This window comes from Sabulicella flocculans (genome assembly GCF_045449635.1).
Taxonomy (GTDB): domain Bacteria; phylum Pseudomonadota; class Alphaproteobacteria; order Acetobacterales; family Acetobacteraceae; genus Roseococcus.
This window is the reverse complement of sequence record NZ_JBJJBR010000008.1, coordinates 1-23,072: the sequence shown is the minus strand read 5'-3', so window position 1 is coordinate 23,072 and position 23,072 is coordinate 1. Positions and strand designations below refer to the sequence as shown.

The following is a 23,072-nucleotide window of genomic DNA, read 5'->3' as shown; positions in this document are numbered from 1 at the left end:
AAATGGAACGCATCTCCAGCCGCTAGAGGTTTTACCCAGCCCACCTATCTCCCGAGAGGAGCGTCTGCCGGGCGCCCGCCCGACCGCTCCCACGCAATTTGAGGAGACCACCCTTGCCCCTGCGCCTCCCCCGCCGCGCCCTCATGCTGGCCCTGGCCCCGGCTGCAGCCGGCATTCCTCTTCCGTGCGCCGCGCGCGCCGCGACAGCCCTGCGGGTACTGCGCAGCCCGGGCTGTGGCTGCTGCGAGGGTTGGGCGGAGCACCTCCGCGCGGCCGGCTTTGCAGTCACCGTCGAGGACTCGTCCGACCTGGACGCCGCGCGTCGCGCCGCGGGGGTCCCGGAAGACCTGGCGGGGTGCCACACGGGGATGACCATCGACGGGCGCCTCGTCGTGGAGGGGCACGTGCCCGCCTTCGCGCTCCGGCGGTTCCTAGATGCACCGGGGAATTGGCGCGGCATCGCGGTGGCGGACATGCCCATCGGCTCGCCGGGCATGGAAATGCCCGGCACGGCGCCCCGCGCCTACACGGTCTACGTCTTCGCGGCGGACGGGCGGCGCGAGCCCTTCGCGCGGGCCCGCGGCGACCGGCCGGCGTGAGGCCGGCGGCCATGGGGAACGGGCTCTCCATTGGCGACCTGTCGCGCGCCACGGGGGTGAAGGCCACGACCATCCGCTTCTACGAGGGGGAGGGGATTTTGCCGCCCGCCATGCGCAGCGCGGGCGGGCACCGGCTCTACACCGACCGACATCTGCGCCGGCTCGGCTTCGTCCGGCACGCGCGCGAGCTCGGCTTCGGAATGAACGATATCCGCGAGCTGCTGCGCCTGGCCGATGCCGCGCCGGACGCGCCCTGCGAGGGCGCCGACGTCATCGCCTGCCGCCACCTTGCCGCTGTCCGGGACCGCATCGCCCGGCTCCGCTCGCTCGAGGCGGAACTCGAACGGATGAGCCACTGCCAAAACGAGCGAGTCTCCGAGTGCCGCGTGATCGAGGTGCTGGCCGACGCCGCGCACGATTACTGCGCGGATCAGAGCCATGATAGCGAACATGCGCCAGCCTAGAACGATCGTCGAACACCACGTCAGATTTGAGGGATAGCCGCTGTCAGCCGAGAAACTGTCCGGTGCGCGGGGGCGGTCGCCATCGCCGCGGTTTGCCCAGCGAAGGTTGGACTCCGGTTCCCACCGCTCCGCCAGTTTCGCTCTGGTTCGCACCGCTACGCTGCTTTTCGCTCTGGCGCGCGCATCCCCGCGGGACACCATCGAAGCCGAGCGAAAACCTGCGAGGGGCCGTTTGTAACCGGTCGCACCTCCTCCGCCAGATGCCACCAATTTTCGTGATTTCGTGGCCAGTACACCCCGATTCCACCTACGATGCTGCGGCTATGGCCGAATGCCTCTGAACATGGGCGAAGGCTTCCTTGCCGTTCTACGGATGCACGGGTGGCGCGGCGTTCACGGGAGCGTCGCGATGAGGCGCACTGCACCCCTTGGGGCCCCACCGCCGAAACAATGCGGAGGAGAGCCGGAAGGTCGCTCGGGCGAAGCGCAGCATCCGGCGCGGCACGCTGCCACGGCGCACGCACATGACGAGATCTGCCCACGCGAAGTGAGATACCCCCTCGCCCAGAAAAACCGAGGCCAAGCTCGATAGAGCGTGATCCCAGGTCACGCCAGCGATCATATTCCTGCCGTTCCGAAGTGGGCCTGCGCCTCCCTATCCTGCCGCTGGCATGCAGCTGGGGGGATACGGAGTCATGGCAGGCGACGTCCGATGAAGGCCGCGCCCTTCACCTTCCATCGTGCCGAGGGGCTGGACCACGCCCTCGCCTTGCTGTCCGAGCACGGCGGCGACTGCAAGCCGATCGCCGGCGGGCAGTCGCTGGTGCCGATGATGGCCATGCGCCTGGCGCGCCCCGCCGTGCTGATGGACGTCAACCGGCTGGACATGTTGCGCGACCGCGCGCTGGACGGGGGGCGCCTGCGCCTCGGCGCCACCTTGCGCCAGCGCGACCTGCTGGCCGACGCCGCCGCCCTGGACGCCGTGCCGCTGCTGGCGGAGGCATTGCGCTGGGTGGGCCACGTGCAGACCCGCAACCGCGGCACGGTCGGCGGCTCGCTGGTGCATGCCGACCCGGTGGCGGAGCTGCCCCTGGCCGCCGCCGTGCTGGACGCCACGCTGGTGCTGCGCGGCCCGGGCGGCGAACGCCGGGTGCCGGCGCGCGAGTTCTTCCACGGCCCCTTTTTCACCGCCACGGCGGAGGACGAGCTGCTGCTGGCGAGCGAGTGGCCGGTCTGGCCCGGCGCGCGCGCCGCCTTCGAGGAGGTGGCGATCCGCCACGGCGACTTCGCCATGGCCTCGGCCTGCTGCCAGCTGGCGCTGGCGCCGGACGGCACCGTGGCGCGGGCGGCGCTGGGGCTGGGCGGCGTGGGCGGCACCCCGCTTGCCTTTCCCGACCTCGCGACCGCCCTGCACGGCCGCCGCCTGGACGCGGCCCTGGCCGCCGAGGTGGCAACCGCCGCCGCCGCCCGCAGCGAGCCGGGCACCGACATGCACGCCGACGCCGCCTATCGTCGCCACCTGGCCGCCGTGCTGCTGCGCCGCGCCCTGCTGCGCGCCGCCGCCCCGAGGATCGCATGACCGCGCCCATCCCCGTCACCCTGTCCGTCAACGGCATGCCGCGCACCGCGCTGGTCGAGCCGCGCACCACCCTGCTGGACCTGCTGCGCGACCATTTCGGCCTGACCGGCACCCATGCGGGCTGCGAGCACGGCATCTGCGGCGCCTGCTCCGTGCTGCTGGAGGGCGATCCGGTGCGCGCCTGCTGCGTCTTCGCCCCCCAGGTCGAGGGAATGTCCGTCACCACCGTCGAGGGGCTGGCCCCGGCGCGCGGCGCGCTGTCGGCGCTGCAGGACGCCTTCCTGGAATGCCACGCGCTGCAATGCGGCTACTGCACGCCCGGCATGCTGGTCGCCTGCACCGACCTGCTCGCCCGGGTGCCGCACCCGACGGAAGCCGAGATCCGCGAGGCCATCGGCGGCAACATCTGCCGCTGCACCGGCTACAAGCAGATCGTGGACGCGGTGAAGCTCGCCTCCGGCCAAGGGGCGCCCGCGCATGGCTGAGTTCCGCTTCATCGGCAAGCGCCGCCGCGCCGTCGAGCACCGGCGCTTCGTGCGCGGCCAAGGGCGCTACGCCGCCGACATCGTGCCGGCCGGGCTGCTGCACGTGGCCATCGTCGCCTCGCCGCATCCGCACGCGCGCATCCTCTCCGTGGACGCCGCCGCTGCCCTGGCCCTGCCGGGCGTGCATGCGGTGGTGACGGGCGAGGAGCTGAACGGGGAGCTGGAACCCATGCTGCCGGGCGTGGACGCGCCCGCCGTCACCCGCTTCCCGCTGGCACGCGGCGTGGTGCGCTACGCCGGCGAATGGGTGGCCGCCGTGGTGGCCGAGACGCGCGCCCTGGCCGAGGACGCCGCCGAGCTGGTGCAGGTGGAATACGAGGGCCTGCCCTTCGTGGTGGACCCGGAGGACGCCGCGCGCGAAGGCGCCCCGCTGGTGCATCCGGCGCACGGCTCCAACGTCATCTGGCACCGCCGCTTCGACTGGGGGCCGGTGGACGCCGAGTTCGCGGCCGCCGCGCACCGGCTGCGCTACCGCGTGCGCTGGGCGCGCTCCTCCACCGTGCCGATCGAGACCTTCGTCGCCACCGCGCAATGGAGCGACGCGACGGGGCTGCTGGATGTCTGGGCCTCCATCCAGATGCCCAAGTTCCCCGACCAGCTCGCCCGCGCCCTGCGCCTGCCGGGCAACGCGGTGCGCGTGCATTACGACGTGGACGTGGGCGGCTCCTACGGCGTGAAGCGCGGCCTCAAGCACTCCGTGCTGGTGGGCTGGCTGGCGCGGCACCTCCACCGCCCCGTGCGCTTCCTGGAGGACCGGCTGGAGAACATGCGCGGCGGCGACATGCAGGGCCCCGACCGCGTCTTCGACGTGGAGCTGGCCTTCGAGGCCGATGGGCGCGTGCGTGCCATGCGCATGAAGGCGCTGGACGACGTCGGCGCCTATGCCGGGCGATCGCCGCTGCAGCTCGGCAAGCCGGTGGGCGCCATCGTCGGCCCCTACACCATCGGCGCCGTCACCTACGACGCCTGGTCGGTGATGACCAACAAGACGCCGCAGGAGGCGGTGCGCGGCTTCGGCCAGTCCCCCACCAACTACGCCATCGAGACGGGGATGGACCGCGTGGCGCGCTTCCTCGGCATGGACCCGGTGGAACTGCGGCGGCGCAACCTCATCCCGCCCGACGCCTTCCCCTACCTCATCCCCTCGGGCACCTCCTACGACAGCGGCGACTACGCGGCGGTGCTGGACAAGGCCCTGGCCGCCGCGGGGCACGAGGACCTGCGGCGCCAGCGCGACGCGCTGCGCGCCGGGGGGCGGCTCGCCGGCATCGGCGTCTCCACCTGCCTGGAGCCCTCGGGCGGCAACTCCTCGTTCGAGCCGCTGTTCAACCCGAAGAACACCACCACCACCTGGATGGATTCCTGCCTGGTGCGGGTGGACCTGAACGGCGCCGTCACCGCCGTGATGGGCACCACCAGCTCCGGCCAGGCACACGAGACGCTGGTCTCCACCGTGGTGGGCGAGGTGCTCCAGCGCCAGCCGGATTCCATCCGCGTCATCCACGCCGACAGCCTGAATGCCCTGCCCTCCAACTCCCCCGTCGGCTCGCGCATGGCGATCATGCTGGGCGGGGCGGCGGCGGGGGCGGCGAAGCGCATCCGCGCCAAGATGCTCGCCATCGCCGCCCACCAGTTCCAGGCCCCGCCCGACGCCCCGCGCTGGGAGGATGGCGACGCCGTGCTGGGCGAGGCCCGCATCACCTGGGGCCGCCTCGTCGAGATCGCCCATCGCGAGTTCCACAACCTGCCGGACGGCATGGAGCCCGGCCTGCAGGAGAAGTTCGTGTGGGAGGTGCCGACCGGCGGCATGATCCCCACGGAGGATGGGCGGGTGCAGATGTATCCCTGCCATTCCTTCGAGAGCCACGTCGTGCTGGCCAGCATCGACCCCGAGACGGGCAAGCCGGAGATCCACCGCTACGTCGTCGGCCACGACTGCGGCGTGATGATCTCCCCCGACGTGGTCCACGGCATGACCTATGGCGGCGTCGCGCACGGCCTGGGCGCGGCGCTGATGGAGCGCTTCGCCTACAGCGAGGACGGGCAGCTCATGGCCGGCTCCTTCATGGACTACCTGCTGCCCTCGGCGCAGGAGGTGCCGTCCGTCTCCATCGTGGACCACTGCACGCCCTCGCCGCTGACCGAGTTCGGCCAGAAGGGCTCGGGCGAGGCCGGCTACCTGGGCGGGCCGGCGGCCATCGCCTCCGCGCTGAACGACGCGCTGGCGCCGATCGGCGCCGAGATCAACGCGCTGCCCATGACGCCCGCCGCCCTGTGGCGGGCCATCCAGTCAACCAACCAGGAGGGACGCCGATGAGCGAGGCGCTGAAGATCACCCAGGACGGCAGGCTGCTGCGCGTCACCCTGGCCCGCGAGGGCTGCGGCGTGACGGACAGCATGGCCGCCGCCATGTCCGAGGCGCTGCGCACCGCGCACGAGGCATCGGACGCCGTGCTGCTGACCTCCGCGGGGGCGGATTTCTGCACCGGCCGCGTGCGCGACGTGCCCGGCCCGGCCGCCGCCGGCGCCTATGAGCGGCGCCCGGAATACAACGGCGTCTTCGGCTCCTACCGCGCCATCCGCGAGGCGCAGGTTCCGGTCATCGCCGCCATCCGCGGCCGCGCCATGGGCTACGGCCTGGCCGTCGCCGCCCTGTGCGACGTGAGCTTCGCCGCCGACACCGCCAGCTTCAACATCCCCGAGATCGGCCACAACGTGATGCCGACCATGGTGATGAGCGCGGTGTATGACCGCATGAACCGCAACGCCATCCTGCGCATGGCCTACTCGATGGACTTCATCCCCGCCCAGCGCGCGATGGAATACGGCATCGTCTCCGAGGTGGTGCCGGAGGCGGAGCTGGACGCGCAGGTGGAGCGCTTCTGCCAGCTCACCCTCTCCCGCCCCCGCCCGGCGATCCTGGGGCTGAAGGAATACCTGCGCGTGGCCCCGCGCATGGATGATGCCGGCGCGATCGACTACGCGCGTGCCCTGCACTCCATGGTCAACACGGCCCAGGCCATGAAGAAGCCGGCCCACTGAGATGCGCGCCGCCCTTCCCCGCCGCGCGCTGCTCGGCACCGCCCTCGCCCTGCCCCTCGCCGCGCCGGCCCTGGCCCAGGCCGGGCGCGTGGTCCGCATCCTGGTCGGCTTCCCGCCCGGCCAGGCCACCGACATCGTCACGCGCATGTGGGCCGACCGCATGGGCGCGAACTCGCGCGACACCTTCATCGTGGACAACCGGCCCGGCCAGGGCGGCAGCCTCGCGCTGGGTGCCCTGGCGCGCGCGGCGCCGGACGGCACCACCATGATGGTCGCGCACATGAGCGCGCTGTGCGTCAATCCGCACGTCTATCGCCAGGTGCCGCACGACACCCTGCGCGACTTCGAGGTGGCGGGGCTGCTGGCCGACCTGCCCTTCGTGCTGGTCGCCAACCCCGCCGTGCCGGTGACCGACCTCGCCAGCCTGCGCCGCTTCGCCCAGGCCAATCCGGACCGGCTCTCCAACGCCTCCTCCGGCATCGGGCAGGTGTCCCACCTGGCGATGGAGGAGATCAAGCGCATCAACGGCATGCAGATCACCCACGTGCCCTACCGCGGCTCGGCGCTGGGGGTGACGGACGTCATCAACGGCACGGTGCAGCTGGCGCTGGAGACGGCGGCGGCCACCGTGCCGCACATCCAGGCCGGGCGGCTGCGGGCGCTGGCCGCCGGCACGCGGGAGCGCCTGCCCGCCCTGCCCGACGTGCCCACCATGCAGGAGCAGGGGATGGACGGCTTCACCGCCGTCACCTGGCTGATGGCCACCTACCCCGCGGGGGTGGGGCGCGAGACGCTGCAGGCCACCCATGCCGCCATCGCGCGGACCATGCAGGTGCCGGAGGCCGAGGCGCGGCTGGTCGCCATGGGCGTGGTGCCGCGCTTCAGCGCGAGCCCGGACGAGGCCCAGGCGCTGCTGCGCGCCGAGCACGCGCGCTGGGGCGAGGTGGTGCGGCGCACCGGGGCGCGGCTGGACGAATGACGCGCCCTCAGCCCGGCACCGTGGCGGCCCATTCCTCCATCATCCGCTCGGTGTCGCGGCCTTCCTGCTCCAGCCAGGCGATGAAGGCGTCCACCGCCGGGCCGCTGCGGGCGGCATTGGCGAAGTAGCGGCGGCGCCGGGCGCCGCGGGTGCCGAAGGGTGCAGCCAGGCGGCCGGCCGCGATGTCGTCCATCACCAGGAAGGCGGGCACCAGCGCCAGGCCGAGCCCTTCCTGCGCCGCCTGCAGGGCGAAGTACATCTGCTCGAACCCCAGCGTGGCGGCGGGGCGGGGGGGCGCCATGCCCGCGGCCTCCAGCCATTCCTCCCACCGCACCGGCTCGGTCGCGTAGGTAAGCAGGGTCTGGCGCTCCAGCGGCGGCGGGCCCTGCTCGCACAGGTCCGGGTGGCAGACGGGCAGGATCAGCTCCGTCATGAAAGGCACGGACAGGCAGCCCGCCAGCGGCGCCTGCGCGCCGCGGATGGCGATGTCGTAGCCGCCGACGCCGAAGGCCACCGCAGCGAGGCCGGTCGTCATCCGCACTTCCGCGCCGGGATGCCGTCGTTGGAAACCGGACAGCCGCGGGATCAGCCAGCGCATGGTGAAGGTAGGCGGCGCGTTCACCCGCAGGGCTCCCGGGCCCGCGTGTTCCCGCGCCTGCTGCGTGGCCAGGGCCAGGCGGTCCAGCACCGCCGTCGTGTCCGCCAGCAGGGCCCGGCCCGGCTCACGCAGGACCAGCCGCGCCGGATGCCGCTCGAACAGGCTGGTGCCGAGCCATGCCTCCAGCTGTGCGACCTGGCGGGACACGGCGCCATGCGTCACGCCGAGTTCCCGCGCCGCGGCCGCCACCGAGCCGAGCCGCCCGGTGGCCTCGAAGGCGCGCAGGGCCAACAAGGGCAGGTGCGGCCTCCCCGCCATCGCCGGCGTCAGCGGCCGCCCCGCGGGGAGGGCGATGGGCCGGGCGATTCCGGCGCGGGATCCCAGGGATCGGAGTCGGCGCGATGGCGGCCGGCATGGCGATTCGTTCGTGTCGCGGCGCCTTGCGGTTCTGACATCCATCGCCTCCTGCGCGCCATGCCGCGCGTGTGACGAGTGGCAACTTGCCGAAGCTGCGGCGCGACCGCAATCAAACGAGGTGATTGGCAAGGGCGACGAACCGGGCGGGCCGGCGTAGGCGCGTGATCGGCACCACCGATGCCAGCGACGGGTTCGAGGAGTTCGGAGCCTTTCTCGCCGGCAACCGGTCATTTCGATGCGGGAGAGAAACAAGCGTCTCGCGCGGCGTATCTGGCAAACTCCGCCACTTCCTTGACCGGTCGGCTTGACCCTGTGGCGAGGGGCCGCTTCGGCGTGGTGCAGCGCCGGCCCGCGGGGCGGCGCTTAGGCCCGCAGGGGAGAGCGAGCGGCGCCCGGCCGTGTGAGCGACGAAACAGTCACCGCCGGTCGGGGTATTGGTCAACAGGCAGGCCGAGCAACGCCTCGAGCAGGGCGCGGATCATCCGTTCATCCGCGGTCGGAGCATCCTGCGCCTCCGCGTCCGCACGTACCTGCGGCGGCCATCCAAGTTAGCACCCTCTCCGGGGTGTCCGCGCTTTGGCGGTGGTGCGTGCTTCCGGATCGGCTGCCCCCAGACCTGCCGCCAGCTCAGCCACGACACGGATTGAAGAATTCGGGTTTGGCAGTTGCGCTCGGATCGAGCATGCCATCCAGGACGGCGATGGCCAGCCTCCCTGTGCGCGATGGGCTGGGGCGAGGACGGGCCGCCGGATCTGCCCCAGCTCGCCTGGGGAGCGGGTCAGGCGGCTCCTGTTGGACGAAGATGAACGCGTTCTGCGCGCCCGGCGCGGTGGGCGTGATCAGGAAGCGCTGCCCGTCCCCCGACTGCCCAAGCGCGGCGAGATTCGCCGACCGTGCCACGACGTCGCCGATCAGCGGGTTCGTTGTCGGCAGGGTCCGTTAGATCGAGCCGGGGCTCACGAAGGGCGACAGGTACTGCGCGTCAACGCAGAAGACCCCGCGGGCACTCAGGCCGGCGAAGTTCATCCGCACGTTGTTCTGCACCAGCACCAGCGCCGCGCAGGATGGCGGCCGCCAGGGCTGATCTGGTGCGCATGTCCCGTTCAGCCCTTCCGTTCGAGCCCCAGGGCAACCAGCGCGGCGAAGACATCGCCGCCGCAACCGCAGCCCAGCGCCGCGGCCGGCCCGGTGTGGGTACAGAAGGCGTGGCCGGCGCAGGCAGCGGCAAGACGGGCGTCGGATGGCGGTTCGGCGGCGCTGAAACGGCCGGACGGCGCGGCGCCGCCGGCCAGCCGCGCCGGGCGGGGCGCCTCGGCACGCCGCGGTCCCGTCGCCGGCGCGGCCGGCGCGGGCTGCACGCGCCCCTCCAGCACGGTGCCCCATACCGCGATGTCCTTGAGCGCGGCGGGCGCCACCGCGTAGGGGCTCTGCTCCAGGATGGTGAAGTTGGCGTATTTGCCCGGCGTGATCGAGCCGACCTCGTTCTCCAGCCTGATCGAGAAGGCCGCCTCGATCGTCATCGCCCGCAGCGCGAGGTCGAGGGAGACGCGCTGGTCCTCCCCCATCACCGGACCTTCTGCGGTGGTGCGGTTCACCGCGGCCCAGATCAGCTGCAGGGGCTTCGCGGGCGCCATCGGCATGTCGGAATGGAACGAGATCGACATCCCCGCAGTCTCGGCATCCTTCAGAGGCACCATCCGCCGCGCGCGTTCCGGCCCGATGCCGATCTGCGCGTAGCGCCCGGCCAGTGCCGTCACGTAGTACGGGTTGGCGCTGACGATGCAGCCGAGCCGCCCGGCGCGCGCGATCTGGTCCGGCGTGGCGAAGCCGAAATGCACCAGCACGGTGCGGTGGTCGAAGCGCGGGCGGCGGCGTTGCGCGCGCTCGACATTGGCCAGCACCACCTCCATGCCGCCATCGCCGTTGTTGTGGATGTGCAGCTGGTATCCGGCGTCCCAATAGAGATGGAAGGCATGCGAGAACAGGTCGGGATCCATGATCCAGGCGCCGTGATGGCCGTCGGTGTAGCCGTCCTGCATCTGCATCAGCTGGCTGTAGATGGCGCCATCGGTGAACAGCTTGACCTGCTGCGGCAGGAAGCGCGCCCGGCCCGATCCCCAGTCGAGCGTCCTGCGCGTCTCGGCGATCATCGCCGCGGGGTCGTCCGGGTGCAGCGCCAGGAAGGACTTCCCGTCCGGGATGAAGTAGTGGTTGAAGGGCGTCGCATCCGCGGCATAGACCGCGTTCACCGCGTCCTGCAGCGGCTTCGAGTAGAGGCCGCCCGGCTCGGCCGCGATGGTGATGCCGTTGCGGTGGTAGTAGCCGACGGTGAACTCCAGCCCCTGGCGCATGCGATCGGGTGTCGCCATGGCGGGCGCGATCTTCTCGAGCACCTTCAGCATGCCCTGCTCGAAGAAGTGGCCCTTGGCGACATCGGTCTGCGCGCGCGCGCTCGGCGTGAAAGTCGCGAGGAAGGCGTCGTCCACCCCCATGCGGCGCATCAGCGTGGTGTTGAGGAAGACCTCGTGCTGGCTGCGGTGCCAGACGATGACCGGCGTCTCGCCGGCCTGCGCGTCGAGCCACTCGCGCGACATCGCGCCGTGGAAGTAGTGGTGGTAGCCCCAGGTGAGGAACACCGCCTGCGGGTCGCGCGCCTTGTGCGCCGCCAGCGCCTCGGCGAAGCGGCGGCGGTAGCCGGCCTCGTCGCGCACGGCGGGGCGGAAGCCGGTGGTGGTGTCCCAGTCCTCGATGGCGATGACCTCGGTGATCACCATCAGCCCGGCGAGCACGGGATGCACATGCTGCTCGACGAAGCCGGGCAGCATCACCTTGCCCTCGAAGGAGCGGTCCACGCGGAAGGGCTGGTCGCGCGCCAGCGCCTGGAGTTCGGCCAGGGTGCCGACCGCGGCGATGCGCTCGCCCACCACCGCGACGGCTTCCGCGCGCGGGCGGCGCGGGTCCATGGTGATGACCTCCCGCGCCACGTAGATCGTCGCCTCGCGCTGCGGCGCGACGCGGCCGATGATGTCCTGCAGGCCGAGCGCCTGGGCGGCGGCCTCGCCGGCGGCGACGAGGCCGAGCGCGGCGCCGGCGAGGTTGCGGCGTGTCGTGGTCATGTCGCTTTCTCCTGCGCAATCAGGCGCGGTAGACGCTCGCGCCTTCCTTGATCGTCTCGACGACCTTCAGCTCGGCCAGCTTCTCCGGGTCCACCGTCATCGGGTTGTCCGACAGCACGACGAAGTCGGCGAGCTTGCCGACCTCGATGGAGCCCTTCGACGCCTCCTCGAAATGCTGGAACGCCGGCCAGATCGTCATCGCCTTCAGCGCGACGGAAACCGGCACGCGCTGCTGCGGGCCGATGACGTCGCCCGTGCGCGACCGGCGCGTGACAGTGGAGGACAGCACGCGCATCGAATCCGGCTTGGCCACCGGCGCATCGTGATGGCTCGTGAAGATCATCCCGCGCCGCAGGCACCAGCCGGTCGGCGAGATGTTCTCCGCCCGATCCGGCCCCAGCACGGAATCGCGGTGCCAGTCGCCCCAATAGAAGGTGTGCATCGGAAACAGCGATGGGATGATCTGCAGTTCGCGCAACTGGTCGACCTGGTCCTCTCGCAGCGTCTGGCCGTGGATCAGCGTCATCCGCCGCTCGGCCCGGCCGTGCTTCCCAGTCGCCGCCCGCGCCGCGGCGATCATCAGATCGATCGCGGCGTCCCCGTTGGCGTGGCAGAGCAGGTGCCAACCCTCGGCGAAGGCACGGTCCACCTCGCGGAAGACCGCCTCGGGCGCGATGGTCGGCGCGCCGGCATAGTCCGGGCGCTGGCCCGGCGGCGGCACGTGGTAGGGGCGCGACAGCCAGGCGGTCTTGCCCTGCGGGGAGCCGTCGATGGTCAGCTTCGCGCCGCCGACGCGGAATCGATTGCGGTAGGTCCGCGCATGCAGCGGCGCACGGATCTGGTCGGAGGCGGCGACGATGTCGGGATAGGCGATGTAGTCGATCGGCAGCAGCCCGCGCTCGGCGGCCGCGACGATGCTCTGCACCGCGCCCGGCATGGCGCGGCCCTCCTGGCAGGTGGTGTAGCCGAAGGAGGCGTAGAACTCGGCGCCCGCGCGCACGATGGCGAGCCACGCATCGGGGTCGAAGCGCGCGAGATGCGGCCCGAACAGCGCCGCCAGCGCCAGTTCCTGCGCGACGCCGTTCGGCTCGCGAGAGCCTTCGCGACGCAGGAACCAGCCGCCCTCCGGGTCGGTGGTCTCCGCCGTGATGCGCGCCATCTCCAGCGCCTTGGAATTCCCCACCCCGATGTGGCCGGAGGTGTGCATGATCAGCACCGGCACCTCGGTCGAGACCTGGTCGAGGTCGTCGCGGGTCGGCACGCGCTGTTCCCTCAGCCGGCTCTCGTCGTAGCCGAAGCCGAAGATCAGTCCGTAGCGGCGCACCGCGGCCGGGTTCGCCTCCGCCCAGGCGCGCAGCAGGCGGATGAGCGCCGGAATGTCGTCGCCCTCGCCGTCCGGCGCCGGCAGCAGGTTGGCGGTCAGCGCCTGCAGGCCGCAGACCAGAGCATGGCCATGCGCGTCGAAGAAGCCAGGCAGCATCGTGCGGCCGCCGAGATCGACCATCCGCGTTCCCGCGCCGCGCGTCGCCTCCACCTGTGCGCGCGTGCCTACCGCGAGGATGCGCCCGCCGCGGACCGCCACCGCCTCGGCGGCCGGGGCGGCGTCGTTCATGGTGAGGATCGGGCCGCCGGCATAGATCGCCTCCGCAGCACCGCCCGGCGCGGGGGCCTGGGCCTCGGCGCAGCGGAACCGCAGGCCGAAACCCGCCGCGCCGGCGCCTAAAGCAAGGCGGGCCGTCCCGCCCATGATGCCTCGGCGGGTCGCTGGCTTGGCCGTGGAAATGAGCGTACCGAGCGGGCTGCAGGCTATGCACATGGGCGCACCCTCCTTCCATCGGCAGCGCATCGGCCGCCGCAGATCGTCTCCCCGCGGCGGAGGTTGTCATGGCGCGGCGGATCGCTTTGTCTGAAAACAGACATCTGACCGAATGGTCACGACCGCGCCGCGGCGGGCCTGCAAAGTGGACCACATGGAGCGATTGCAAGCCGAGACTGCGCTGCGCGAACATGGGTGGCTGGCGCAGGAGCCCCCCGAGGTGAAGGACGCGGTTCTTGCGCGCGCCCAACCGATCAACTTCGGCGCCGGCGACGTTGTCTTCCGCATCGGCGACGATGCCGGAGGAACCTACGGGATCGCGACCGGCGCGATCGGGATTCTCGTCGCGACCGAAGGCCGTGAGCCCCGCCTGGCGCATGTTGCCCGGCGCGGCACCTGGTTCGGCCACGGCCCTCTCATGACGCGCGGGCGGCGCGTTCTCGGGTTCCGCGCAATCGAACCGACCAGCACGCTGTATGTGTCGCTGGCGGCGCTTTCGGACCTCTCGCGCGGCAGCATCGCGGTCGCGCGGAGCCTTGCGGTCCTGGCGAACGCCAACATGGGCGTCGCGATCGAGACGGTTTCGGACCTCCTGATCCCGCGCGTGGACCGTCGCGTCGCGGCGACGCTGTTGCGGGCCACCGGCGTGCTTCGTGGCATGCCGCCGGGCGACCCGCCCGGTTACCGCCTCTCCCAGAACGACATCGCCGAGATGGCCAACGCATCGCGGCAGATGGTCAACCGATGCCTCGCCGATTTCGCGAGCCGCGGCTGGGTCCGCGTCGGGTATCAGAGGATCGCGATCCTCGTGCCAGCCGCGCTTTCAGCCTTCGCAAGCAACCTGGACGAGGCATGAAACCCGGTAGCAGCCTTGCGGCCGGGCGCTCGCGGGCAGTTGGCGACCCCGGGGATCGCATGCATTCAAAGCAGGCGATCCGCACGGGCCACAGTGCTGGCGACGGTTCGAATCCCGGTGCGCTTCCTCCGCCAGCCCCTCAGCTGTCCATCTTCAGCGCGGCGATGAAGGCGCTCTGGGGAATCTCGACCTTGCCGAACTGGCGCATCTTCTTCTTCCCCTCCTTCTGCTTCTCCAGCAGCTTGCGCTTGCGGCTGATGTCGCCGCCGTAGCACTTGGCCGTCACGTCCTTGCTCAGCGCGCTGATGGTCTCGCGCGCGATGACGCGCCCGCCGATGGCCGCCTGGATGGGGATCTTGAACAGCTGGCGCGGGATCAGGTCCTTCAGCTTCTCGCAGATCTGCCGGCCGCGCTTGTCGGCGCTGCTGCGGTGGGCCATGAAGGCCAGCGCGTCCACCGGCTCGTTGTTCACCAGGATGGAGATGCGCACCAGGTCGCTCTCGGCGTAGCCGTCCATGCTGTAGTCGAAGGAGGCGTAGCCGCGGGAAACCGACTTCAGCCGGTCGTAGAAGTCGAACACCACCTCGTTCAGCGGCAGGCGGTAGACAGCCATGGCGCGGTTGCCGACGTAGGTCAGCTCCACCTGCTGGCCGCGGCGCTCGTTGCACAGGGTCAGGATGGAGCCGAGGTAGTCGTCGGGCACGAAGATGGTGGCCTTGATCCAGGGCTCCTGGATCGCCTTGATCTTCGTGGGGTCGGGCATGTCGGCGGGGTTGTGCAGCTCCTGCACCGTGCCGTCGTTCATCTCCAGCGTGTAGACCACGCTCGGCGCGGTCGCGATCAGCTCCAGGTTGAACTCGCGCGACAGGCGCTCCTGGATGATCTCCAGGTGCAGCAGGCCTAGGAAGCCGCAGCGGTAGCCCAGGCCCAGCGCCAGCGACGTCTCCTGCTCGAAGTGGAAGCTGGAATCGTTCAGCCGCAGCTTGGCCAGCGCGTCGCGCAGCTTGTCGAAGTCGTCGGCGTCCACCGGGTACAGGCCGCACCACACCACGGGGATGGAGGGCTTGAAGCCGGCCAGCGCCTCGGCCGCCGGGTTGCGGTCGTCGGTGATGGTGTCGCCCACGCTGGTGTCGGCCACGGTCTTCATCGCCGCGGTCAGGAAGCCCATCTCGCCCGGGCCGAGGCTGTCCACCGGCACCATCTTGGGCGTGAAGTGGCCCACCTGGTCCACCGTGTAGGTGGCGCCGTTGCTCATCATGCGGATCTTCTGGCCCTTGCGCAGGTGGCCGTCCTTCACCCGCACCAGGATCACCACGCCCAGGTAGCTGTCGTACCAGCTGTCCACCAGCAGCGCCTTGGTGGGCGCCTTGCCGTCGCCCTTGGGCGCGGGCAGGCGGGTGACGATGGCCTCCAGCACGCCCTCGATGTTCAGCCCGGTCTTGGCGGAGATCTCCACCGCGTCGGAGGCATCGAGGCCGATCACGTCCTCGATCTGCTGCTTGACCCGCGCGGGCTCGGCGGCCGGCAGGTCGATCTTGTTGAGCACCGGGACGATCTCGTGGTTGGCGTCGATCGCCTGGTAGACGTTGGCGAGCGTCTGCGCCTCCACCCCCTGCGAGGCGTCCACCACCAGCAGGCTGCCCTCGCAGGCCGCCAGGCTGCGGGAGACCTCGTAGGCGAAGTCCACGTGGCCGGGCGTGTCCATCAGGTTCAGCGTGTAGGTCCGGCCGTCCTTCGCCTTGTAGCTGATGCGCACGGTCTGCGCCTTGATGGTGATGCCGCGCTCGCGCTCCAGCTCCATGTTGTCGAGGAGCTGCTCCTTCATGTCGCGGTCGGCCACCGTGCCCGTGCTCTGGATCAGCCGGTCGGCGAGCGTGCTCTTGCCGTGGTCGATATGCGCCACGATGGAGAAGTTGCGGATGAGGTCGAGCGGCGTTTCGGAGGTCATGGAGGCCCGGCAGGGGAGGAGTTGCCCCGGGAGATAGGGCATCCCCCCCGGAAGTCAAAGCGCTGGCCGCGCGCGCATTGGCGCATCTGCGGGCTTCGTCTGCGGCTTGCGCACGGACCCGGCGGTCTGAACCTCTGCGCCGCGCCCGGCCGCGGCCCACGTCACCCCCGCGCCGCGTCGAGACGCGGCCCCCGTCACCCCCGCGCCGCGTCGAGACGCGGCGCCCGTCACCCCCGCGCCGCGTCGAGACGCGGCGCGAGCCGCCACATCGCCCAGGCCCCCAGGAACGGCCCCGGCGCCAGCAGGGCGAAGGCGCCGGCCCAGCCCAGCGCCGGCACCGCCCAGGCCATCAGCTGGATCGCCGGCACGGTCAGCGCGAAGCCCAGCGCCGTCTGCGCCGTGAGCATCGTTCCCAGGTAGTCCGGCCGGGCGCACAGCGCGGTGCAGGCGCTGAACTGCGCGGAATCCGCCACCACCGTCAGCCCCCACAGCGCCGCCAGCGGCCAGACCAGCCAAGCCGGCGCCCAGCCGATGGTCGCCGCGCAGAGCCCCGAGGCCAGCATCGCCAGCGCCGCCATCCGCGCGCGGTTGAAGCGGTCGGCCAGCAGCCCCAGCGCGACGCAGCCGATGGCCCCGGCGCCCACCACCAGCGCCGTCAGCGCCCCCGCCGGCCAGCCGGCCCCCTGCGCCGCCAGGAACAGCCCCACCCAGGCCCAGACCGCATACAGCTCCCACATGTGGCCCAGGTATCCCAGGGTGGCGAGGCGCAGCCGGCGGTCGCGCCAGATCTCCAGCACCTGGCGGGGGTCGAAGGGCGGGCGGCGGGTTTCCAGCGGGCCGGGGCGCACCGGCAGCACGCACAAGCCCCCCAGCAGCGCCACCCCGCCCGCCACCAGGTAGACCACCCGCCAATCCGGCGAGCCGAGCAGCGCCGGGATGGCGTGCGGCGCCGCCGAGCCCAGCGTCAGCGCGCCGACCACCAGCCCGATCAGCAGCCCCATGTCGCCGCGCGCCCAGGTGGCGGCCAGCTTCATCCCCACCGGGTAGATGCCGGCCATCGCCGCCCCGGCCAGGACCCGCAGGGCGAAGGCCCCCGGCCCGGCGGGCTCGATGAAAGCCTGCGCCGCCGTGCCCAGCCCGGCCACCAGCGCGCTGCCCAGGAACAGGCGGCGCGCCGGCCAGCGGTCGCTGAGCGACAGCAGCGCCGAAAGCAGCGTGCCCCCCACGAAGCCCGCCTGCACCGCCGCCGCCAGCCAGCCGGCCTGGGCGCGGGTGATGGCGTCCTGCGCCAGCAGCGCGGGCGCCGCGGCGGTGCCGGCGAACCACACCGCCGGCGCCAGCATGACCCCGAGCAGCAGGAGCAGGAGGTTGGGCCAGCGGCGATGCATCCCGCGCAGCGTGGCATAGGTGAACACGTCTTCAAATATCGCGCTTGTTCAGGGAGTTAGGCGGGGCCATCTGCGGCCCCATGCTGCGCCGGGCCCTGCTCCTCCTGCCGCTTGCCGGCTTCACGCCGCCGCCGGTGCTGCGCGGCGAGGCGCTGCGCCCCTGGCTGGCGGCGCTGGCCGGCGGCGGCTTCACCCTGATGCTGCGCCACGCCGACACGCGCGGCACCGGCTGCGACGCCACCGATGACTGGCGCGACGCCGCCCGCCAGCGCCACATCTCGCCCGAGGGCCGCGCGCAGGCCGCGCGCATCGGCGCCGCGCTGGCCGGCGTGCCGCTGGAACGCCCGGTCCGCGCCTCCCCCGTGCCGCGCGCCTTCGAGACGGCGGTCCTGGCCTTCGGCGCCGCGGAGCCCGACGAACGCCTGCTGAGCGACGAATTCGCCCGCCGCGCCATGGCCGGCACCCAGCGCGCCTTGCTGGCCGAGCCGCCGCCGCCCGGGCTGAACCGCGCCCTGGTCGGCCACATGGGCAGCGCCATGTCGCCGCCCGGCCGCAGCATCACCCAGGCGGAGTTTCCGGAAGGCTCGCTGATGCTGTGGCGGCAGGGCCAGCCGGTGGCGACGCTGGAGCCGGCGCCGCTGCCCGGCGGCGGGGCGCATCGCTGCGGCTGACGAGGCGCCGGGCCAGGGCCGGCGTTCCCCCAGGATGGATGCGGCGCGGCCGATGCGCGGGATCATCGCGCCGGAACGCCCCTGCCGGCCGATGCAGGCCGGCGATGGCGCCGCCGGCCAAGCCCGGCGGGAGGGGCGCCGCGTCGCCGACGCGGCTGGCCCCGCGCCACCGGCGCTGGAGCACGATTCGCCTTGATGAAATCGTCAAGGCGGTGAATCGTCCCCTCAGCAAAGGCTGGATCATGACCCGCGTTTGCGGATCATGATCTAGCGCAGCGCCGCGCCCGTCGCCTTGGCCACGGCGGCGATGATCTTCTGCGCCACCGCCTCGATCTCGGCATCCGTGGGCGTGCGCTCGCGCGGTTGCAGCGTGGCCTGGATGGCGAGGCTGACCTTGCCCTCGGGCAGGTTGGGGCCGGCGTAGCGGTCGAACAGCACCACCTCCGTCACCAGGGCCTTGTCGGCGTTCTGGGCGGCGCGCAGCAGCTTCTCCGCCGGTACGGTGGCATCCACCAGGAAGGCGAAGTCGCGGCGGATGGGCTGGAAGAGGGGCAGGTCGGGCGCGGATTTCCTGCGGCGCTTGGGCTCCGGCACGGCGTCGAGGAAGACCTCGAAGCCCACGGCGCCTTCCGGCAGGTCCAGCGCGGCGCACAGCCGCGGGTGCAACTGGCCGAAGCGCGCCAGCACGGTCTTCGGCCCCTGGCGCACCACGCCGGACCGGCCGGGGTGGTAATGCGCCGGCGCATCCGCCGTGACCTGCAAGGCGGCCATCGGCACGCCCAGGGCTTCCAGCACCGCCAGCGCGTCCGCCTTGGCGTCCAGCGCGTCCACCGCGCGGGCGGGGGGGGCCCAGGAAAGCGCGGTGCGGCCGGTGCGCATGCCGCAGGCCATGGCGCGCTGCCCGGCGGGCGAGGGGTCGAGGTAGCCGCCGCCGACCTCGCCCAGCGCCACGTCGCCGAAGCCGCGCGCGGCATTGCCGGCGGCGGCCAGGGCCAGGGTGGCCAGCGGCGTCGGGCGCATCTGGTCCAGGTCGGTGCTGATGGGGTTCTCCACCCGCAGCGCATCCGACGGGCCATCGCCTGGCCGCTCCGCGGCGGGGCCAAACAGCGCGGCGACGCGGCGGCTGGTGAAGCCGTAGGTCACGCATTCCAGCAGGCCGCGCGCGGCCAGCACGCGGCGCGCCAGGGCGGTGCGCGTCTGCCGGGCGTCCAGCGCCGGGGCGGGCACCACGGCGGCCACGGGCAGCGAGACGGCGGGCACCGCGTCCAGCCCGCCCAGGCGCAGCACCTCCTCCACCAAGTCGGCCTCGGCCTCGGTGGCGGCGCAGCCCTCGGCGGCGGTGGCGGCGCGGGCGGGGTCCAGCGCCGGGTCTTGGTCGAGCAGGATCGGCGCCGCGATGTCGTTGCGCCAGGAGGGGACGTGGACGGTGACGGAGGCGGCGTCGCGCGCGGCGACGGTGAAGCCCAGGCGCTCCAGCCGCGCCACCGCCTCGTCGGGCGGCAGGTCCAGTCCACCCAGGGTGGCGATGCGCGCGAAGCGCAGGGTGGCGGTGCGGCGCCACGCCGGTTCGGCGCCGGCCTCGGTGATGGTGGAGGCCTCGCCGCCGCAGAGCTCCTGAATCATGCGGGTGGCGGCTTCCAGGGCCGGGCGCATCAGGGCGGGGTCCAGGCCGCGCTCGTTGCGGGCGCGGGCGTCGGTGTGGATGCCGTGGCGGCGGCCGGAGAGCGCGATGCGCACGGGGTCGAACAGCGCGCATTCGATGAAGACCTCGGTGGTCGTCTCGTCGCAGCCGCTGTGCTCGCCGCCGATGACGCCGCCCAGGGCTTCCGGGCCGTCGGCGTCGGCGATGATGCCGTCCTCCGGGGTGAGGGCGTAGGTCTTGCCGTTCAACGCCAGCATCGCCTCGCCCTCGCGGGCGAAGCGCATGGTGACGGTGGGACCCTTGACCTTCGCCACGTCGAAGACGTGCAGCGGGCGGCCGAGGGCGAAGGTGAACCAGTTGGTCACGTCCACCAGCGCGGAGATGGGCCGCAGCCCGATCGCCACAAGCCGGTCCTGCAGCCATTGCGGCGAAGGGCCGTTGCGCACGCCGCGCACCGCGCGCCCCAGCACCCAGGTGCAGGCGCGTGGGTCCTCGATGCGCCATTGCAGCGGCGTCTCGTAGGCGGGCGCGACGGGCTCGGCGTTCCAGGGCTTCAGCGTGCCAAGGCCCGCGGCGGCGAGGTCGCGCGCCACGCCGCGCACGCTCAGCGCGTCGCCGCGGTTGGGCGTGACCTTGATCTCGATGATGGGGTCGTCCAGCCCGGCATAATCCACGTAGCGGGCGCCCACAGGGGCGTCCGCCGGCAGGTCCACGATGCCGGAATGGTCGTCGCCCAGCCCCATCTCGCGCGAGGAGAGCATCATCGCCTCGCTCTTCACGCCGCGGATCTCGCCGGCCTTGAGCGTGATGCCGGTGCCGGGGATGAAGGCGCCGGGCAGGGCGGCGACCCCCAGCATGCCGGTGCGGGCATTGGGCGCGCCGCAGACCACGCTGCGCTCCACGCCGTCGCCCACATCCACGCGCAGGGCGCGCAGGCGGTCGGCATTGGGGTGCGGGGTGGCCTCGATCACGCGGGCGATGCGGAAATGCGCCAGCGCGGCAGCGCGGTCCTCCACGCCTTCCACCTCGATGCCGATGGCGGACAGGGTGGTGGTGATGGCGTCGAGCGAGGCCTCGGTGTCGAGGTGCTCGCGCAGCCAGGAAAGCGGGAACTTCATCGTTCTATGCCCTCAGACGCCGGGCGCGCGCATCCGCGCGCTGGGCTTCGCCGCGCGACGGGTGCGCGGGCGGGGAGGCCGGGTTGGCGGCGGCGTCCGCCGTGCGGCCGCATCCTTCGTAAGCGAGCACGGCCATGTCAGCCCGCCTCGTGCAGCGTGAAGGGCGCCAGCGGGCTGGTGCCGTAGTGGCGCAGCCAGCGCACGTCGCCCTCGTAGAAGGGGCGCAGGTCGGCCATGCCGTGCTTGAGCATGGTGATGCGCTCGATCCCCATGCCGAAGGCGAAGCCCTGCCACTCGCGCGCATCCAGCCCGCAATTGGCCAGCACGCGCGGATGCACCATGCCGGAGCCCAGGATCTCCAGCCAATCCCCGCCACCGCCCAGCTCGCCGGTGCGGCGGTTCCAGCCGATGTCCACCTCCATGGAGGGCTCGGTGAAGGGGAAGTAGGAGGAGCGGAAGCGCACCGGCAGGGTGGCGATGCCGAAGAAGGCGCGCAGGAAATCCGTCAGGCAGCCCTTGAGGTGGCCCAGCGTGATCCCGCGATCAATCACCAGCCCTTCGACCTGATGGAACATCGGGCTGTGCGTGGCGTCGTGGTCGGCGCGGTAGGTGCGGCCGGGCGCGATGATGCGGATCGGCGGCTCCTGCGCCAGCATGGTGCGGATCTGCAGCGGGCTGGTCTGGGTGCGCAGCACGGTGCGGCGCCCGTCGGTCTCGCCAGGCAGGTAGAAGGTGTCCTGGTCCTGCCGCGCCGGGTGATGGTCAGGGATGTTCAGCGCGGCGAAGTTGTACCAGTCGCCCTCGATGTCCGGGCCTTCCACCACGGCGAAGCCCATGGCGCCGAAGATCGCCGTCAGCTCCTCGATGGTGCGGGAGATGGGGTGGATCAGGCCCTGCGGCGCGGGGCGCGCGGGCAGCGTCACGTCGGTCGCCTCGGCGCGCAGGCGGGCGTCGAGCGCGGCTTCCTCCAGCACCGCGCGGCGGGCTTCCAGCGCCGCTTCCAGCCGGGACTTCAGCGTGTTCAGCGCCGCGCCGCGCTCCTTGCGCTGCTCGGCCGGGACGGCGCCCAGGCCCTTGAGCAGCGCGGTCAGCGCGCCGCTCTTGCCCAGGGTGGCGACGCGCACGGCGTCCAGCGCGCGCAGGTCGGCGGCCTGGGCCAGCTCGGCTTCGGTGCGCGACAGCAGCGCGTCGAGGTCTTCGGTCATGCACTCACCCGGATGCGAAAAGGGCCGCGGGCGCCTTCGCGCCGCGGCCCCTGTTTGGCGCGATGCGCCGCGAGGTCAAGCCGCCGGGGCGGCTTCCACGGGCTTCGCGGCCTTGGCCTGCTCCACGATCGCGGCGAAGGACGCGGGGTCCTCATAGGCGATGGCGGCCAGCACCTTGCGGTCCATCTCGATCCCCGCCGCCTTGATGCCGGCGATGAAGGTCGAATAGGTCATGCCGTGCTCGCGCACCGCGGCGTTGATGCGCTGGATCCACAGGCCGCGGAACTCACGCTTCTTGTTGCGGCGGTCGCGGTAGGCGTATTGCAGCGCCTTCTCGACGCGCTGCAGCGCCGCGCGGTAGGTGGTGGACGAACGCCCCACATACCCCTTGGCGAGGTCCAGCACCTTCTTGTGCCGGGCATGGGCGGTGACGCCGCGCTTCACTCGGGCCATCTGTCGCTCTCCTTCCGCTTACCGGGGCAGGCCGTAGGGCAGCCAGTGCTTCACCGTCTTGGCGTCCATGTCCGTGAGGACCTGGGAGCCGCGGTTCTGCCGCTTGGCCTTCTGCGAGCGGGCGGACAGGTTGTGCCGCTTCTTGCCGGGGCCGGCCAGCACCTTGCCGGTGGCGGTGATCTTGAAGCGCTTCTTGGCGCTCGACGTCGTCTTCATCTTGGACATTCGGGCCCTCCTCTCGGTGGGGTGGTGCGTCCCGCGCCCCGGCACCACGCCAGGGGGAGACGCGTCCCGGCCGGGCTGTCCAAAAAGGCCGGCGGCGCGGGGAAGCGCGGCGTGTAGCCCCGCGATGGCGAGGAGTCAAACCGGTGGCGGGGCCTGGGGTCCGCCACGGCCCCCGGCGGGACGGCGCGTGCGGTGGCGGCGTTTCGCCAGGGCTGCCCGCATGGGGCCCCGCGCCGCCAGGGAGGCCCGTGCGGGGCAGCGCCTCGTCAAGGCTGCGCGCGCGGGGCGTCGCGCCGGGAGGAATGCTCGCGCGCGGCGGCATCCCGGCGGTGATGACCGGCGCGGGGTGGCGGGCGCGGCGTCAGGCCGGCGGCGCGGGCGGCGCCGGCACCACCGGCGGCGGCGCCACCG

At 72.3% G+C, this 23,072-nt stretch carries 18 protein-coding genes; 9 read left to right on the top strand and 9 right to left on the bottom strand.

The features are described 5' to 3' along the window. Nucleotides 1–113 precede the first annotated feature (113 nt). The 7 genes from ACI6QG_RS09870 to ACI6QG_RS09840 all read left to right on the top strand — a co-directional run bounded on the left by ACI6QG_RS09870 (nucleotide 114) and on the right by ACI6QG_RS09840 (nucleotide 7,208). Entirely contained in the window at nucleotides 114–599 is a 486-nt protein-coding gene (locus tag ACI6QG_RS09870; RefSeq protein WP_220118097.1) for a DUF411 domain-containing protein, read from the top strand. Between the two features lie 11 nt (nucleotides 600–610). Beyond that, nucleotides 611–1,063, top strand: a complete 453-nt coding sequence (locus tag ACI6QG_RS09865) for a MerR family transcriptional regulator (RefSeq protein WP_220118096.1) — start codon at nucleotides 611–613, stop codon at nucleotides 1,061–1,063. A gap of 712 nt (nucleotides 1,064–1,775) precedes the next feature. Further along, nucleotides 1,776–2,642 carry an FAD binding domain-containing protein gene (locus ACI6QG_RS09860; protein WP_407024390.1) on the top strand — a complete coding sequence of 289 codons (867 nt, stop codon included), beginning with the start codon at nucleotides 1,776–1,778 and terminating at the stop codon, nucleotides 2,640–2,642. Then, nucleotides 2,639–3,127: a (2Fe-2S)-binding protein gene (locus tag ACI6QG_RS09855; RefSeq protein WP_407024389.1), complete on the top strand. Its 489-nt coding sequence runs from the start codon at nucleotides 2,639–2,641 to the stop codon at nucleotides 3,125–3,127. The genes ACI6QG_RS09860 and ACI6QG_RS09855 overlap by 4 nt, the downstream gene beginning before the upstream one ends. Beyond that, a complete protein-coding gene (locus tag ACI6QG_RS09850) occupies nucleotides 3,120–5,504 on the top strand; it encodes a xanthine dehydrogenase family protein molybdopterin-binding subunit (RefSeq protein ID WP_407024388.1) in 2,385 nt (794 codons plus the stop codon). Before ACI6QG_RS09855 ends, ACI6QG_RS09850 begins: the two co-directional genes overlap by 8 nt. After that, a complete protein-coding gene (locus ACI6QG_RS09845) occupies nucleotides 5,501–6,229 on the top strand; it encodes an enoyl-CoA hydratase/isomerase family protein (protein WP_407024387.1) in 729 nt (242 codons plus the stop codon). The genes ACI6QG_RS09850 and ACI6QG_RS09845 overlap by 4 nt, the downstream gene beginning before the upstream one ends. Nucleotide 6,230: 1 nt before the next feature. Next, nucleotides 6,231–7,208 (top strand): Bug family tripartite tricarboxylate transporter substrate binding protein, encoded by a 978-nt coding sequence (locus ACI6QG_RS09840; protein ID WP_407024386.1) that lies wholly within the window; start codon nucleotides 6,231–6,233, stop codon nucleotides 7,206–7,208. A 7-nt stretch (nucleotides 7,209–7,215) separates the two neighbouring features. On the opposite strand, the gene ACI6QG_RS09835 is transcribed toward ACI6QG_RS09840, so the two are convergent. From ACI6QG_RS09835 to ACI6QG_RS09825, 3 genes are all read right to left on the bottom strand, one after another. Further along, nucleotides 7,216–8,097: a LysR substrate-binding domain-containing protein gene (locus ACI6QG_RS09835; RefSeq protein ID WP_407024385.1), complete on the bottom strand. Its 882-nt coding sequence runs from the start codon at nucleotides 8,095–8,097 to the stop codon at nucleotides 7,216–7,218. Between the two features lie 1,229 nt (nucleotides 8,098–9,326). Then, on the bottom strand, nucleotides 9,327–11,339 hold the full coding sequence (locus ACI6QG_RS09830; RefSeq protein ID WP_407024384.1) for an amidohydrolase: 2,013 nt from the start codon (nucleotides 11,337–11,339) through the stop codon (nucleotides 9,327–9,329). Nucleotides 11,340–11,358: 19 nt separating this feature from the next. Then, nucleotides 11,359–13,155 carry an amidohydrolase gene (locus ACI6QG_RS09825; protein ID WP_407024383.1) on the bottom strand — a complete coding sequence of 599 codons (1,797 nt, stop codon included), beginning with the start codon at nucleotides 13,153–13,155 and terminating at the stop codon, nucleotides 11,359–11,361. Nucleotides 13,156–13,267: 112 nt separating this feature from the next. Here ACI6QG_RS09825 and ACI6QG_RS09820 point away from each other — a divergent pair, with 112 nt between their 5' ends. Further along, nucleotides 13,268–14,011, top strand: a complete 744-nt coding sequence (locus tag ACI6QG_RS09820) for a Crp/Fnr family transcriptional regulator (protein ID WP_407024382.1) — start codon at nucleotides 13,268–13,270, stop codon at nucleotides 14,009–14,011. Between the two features lie 139 nt (nucleotides 14,012–14,150). Here the strand turns inward: ACI6QG_RS09820 and lepA are convergent, their stop codons facing one another. Both lepA and ACI6QG_RS09810 read right to left on the bottom strand, forming a co-directional pair. After that, the gene (lepA, locus tag ACI6QG_RS09815) at nucleotides 14,151–15,959 is read right to left on the bottom strand and encodes a translation elongation factor 4 (protein ID WP_407024381.1); all 1,809 of its coding nucleotides are present in this window, start codon (nucleotides 15,957–15,959) and stop codon (nucleotides 14,151–14,153) included. 227 nt (nucleotides 15,960–16,186) lie between these two features. Then, nucleotides 16,187–17,374 (bottom strand): MFS transporter, encoded by a 1,188-nt coding sequence (locus ACI6QG_RS09810; RefSeq protein ID WP_407024380.1) that lies wholly within the window; start codon nucleotides 17,372–17,374, stop codon nucleotides 16,187–16,189. Between the two features lie 53 nt (nucleotides 17,375–17,427). Here ACI6QG_RS09810 and ACI6QG_RS09805 point away from each other — a divergent pair, with 53 nt between their 5' ends. Further along, complete coding sequence (locus tag ACI6QG_RS09805) at nucleotides 17,428–18,018, top strand: histidine phosphatase family protein (RefSeq protein ID WP_407024379.1); 591 nt, start codon at nucleotides 17,428–17,430, stop codon at nucleotides 18,016–18,018. 267 nt (nucleotides 18,019–18,285) lie between these two features. Here ACI6QG_RS09805 and pheT read toward each other — a convergent pair whose 3' ends face one another. From pheT to rpmI, 4 genes are all read right to left on the bottom strand, one after another. After that, nucleotides 18,286–20,778: a phenylalanine--tRNA ligase subunit beta gene (gene pheT / locus ACI6QG_RS09800; protein ID WP_407024378.1), complete on the bottom strand. Its 2,493-nt coding sequence runs from the start codon at nucleotides 20,776–20,778 to the stop codon at nucleotides 18,286–18,288. 137 nt (nucleotides 20,779–20,915) lie between these two features. Then, a complete protein-coding gene (pheS, locus tag ACI6QG_RS09795) occupies nucleotides 20,916–21,983 on the bottom strand; it encodes a phenylalanine--tRNA ligase subunit alpha (protein ID WP_407024377.1) in 1,068 nt (355 codons plus the stop codon). Nucleotides 21,984–22,058: 75 nt separating this feature from the next. Continuing rightward, complete coding sequence (rplT, locus tag ACI6QG_RS09790) at nucleotides 22,059–22,436, bottom strand: 50S ribosomal protein L20 (protein WP_407024376.1); 378 nt, start codon at nucleotides 22,434–22,436, stop codon at nucleotides 22,059–22,061. Nucleotides 22,437–22,454: 18 nt separating this feature from the next. Then, nucleotides 22,455–22,661 carry a 50S ribosomal protein L35 gene (gene rpmI, locus ACI6QG_RS09785; protein WP_407024375.1) on the bottom strand — a complete coding sequence of 69 codons (207 nt, stop codon included), beginning with the start codon at nucleotides 22,659–22,661 and terminating at the stop codon, nucleotides 22,455–22,457. Between the last annotated feature and the right edge of the window lie 411 nt (nucleotides 22,662–23,072).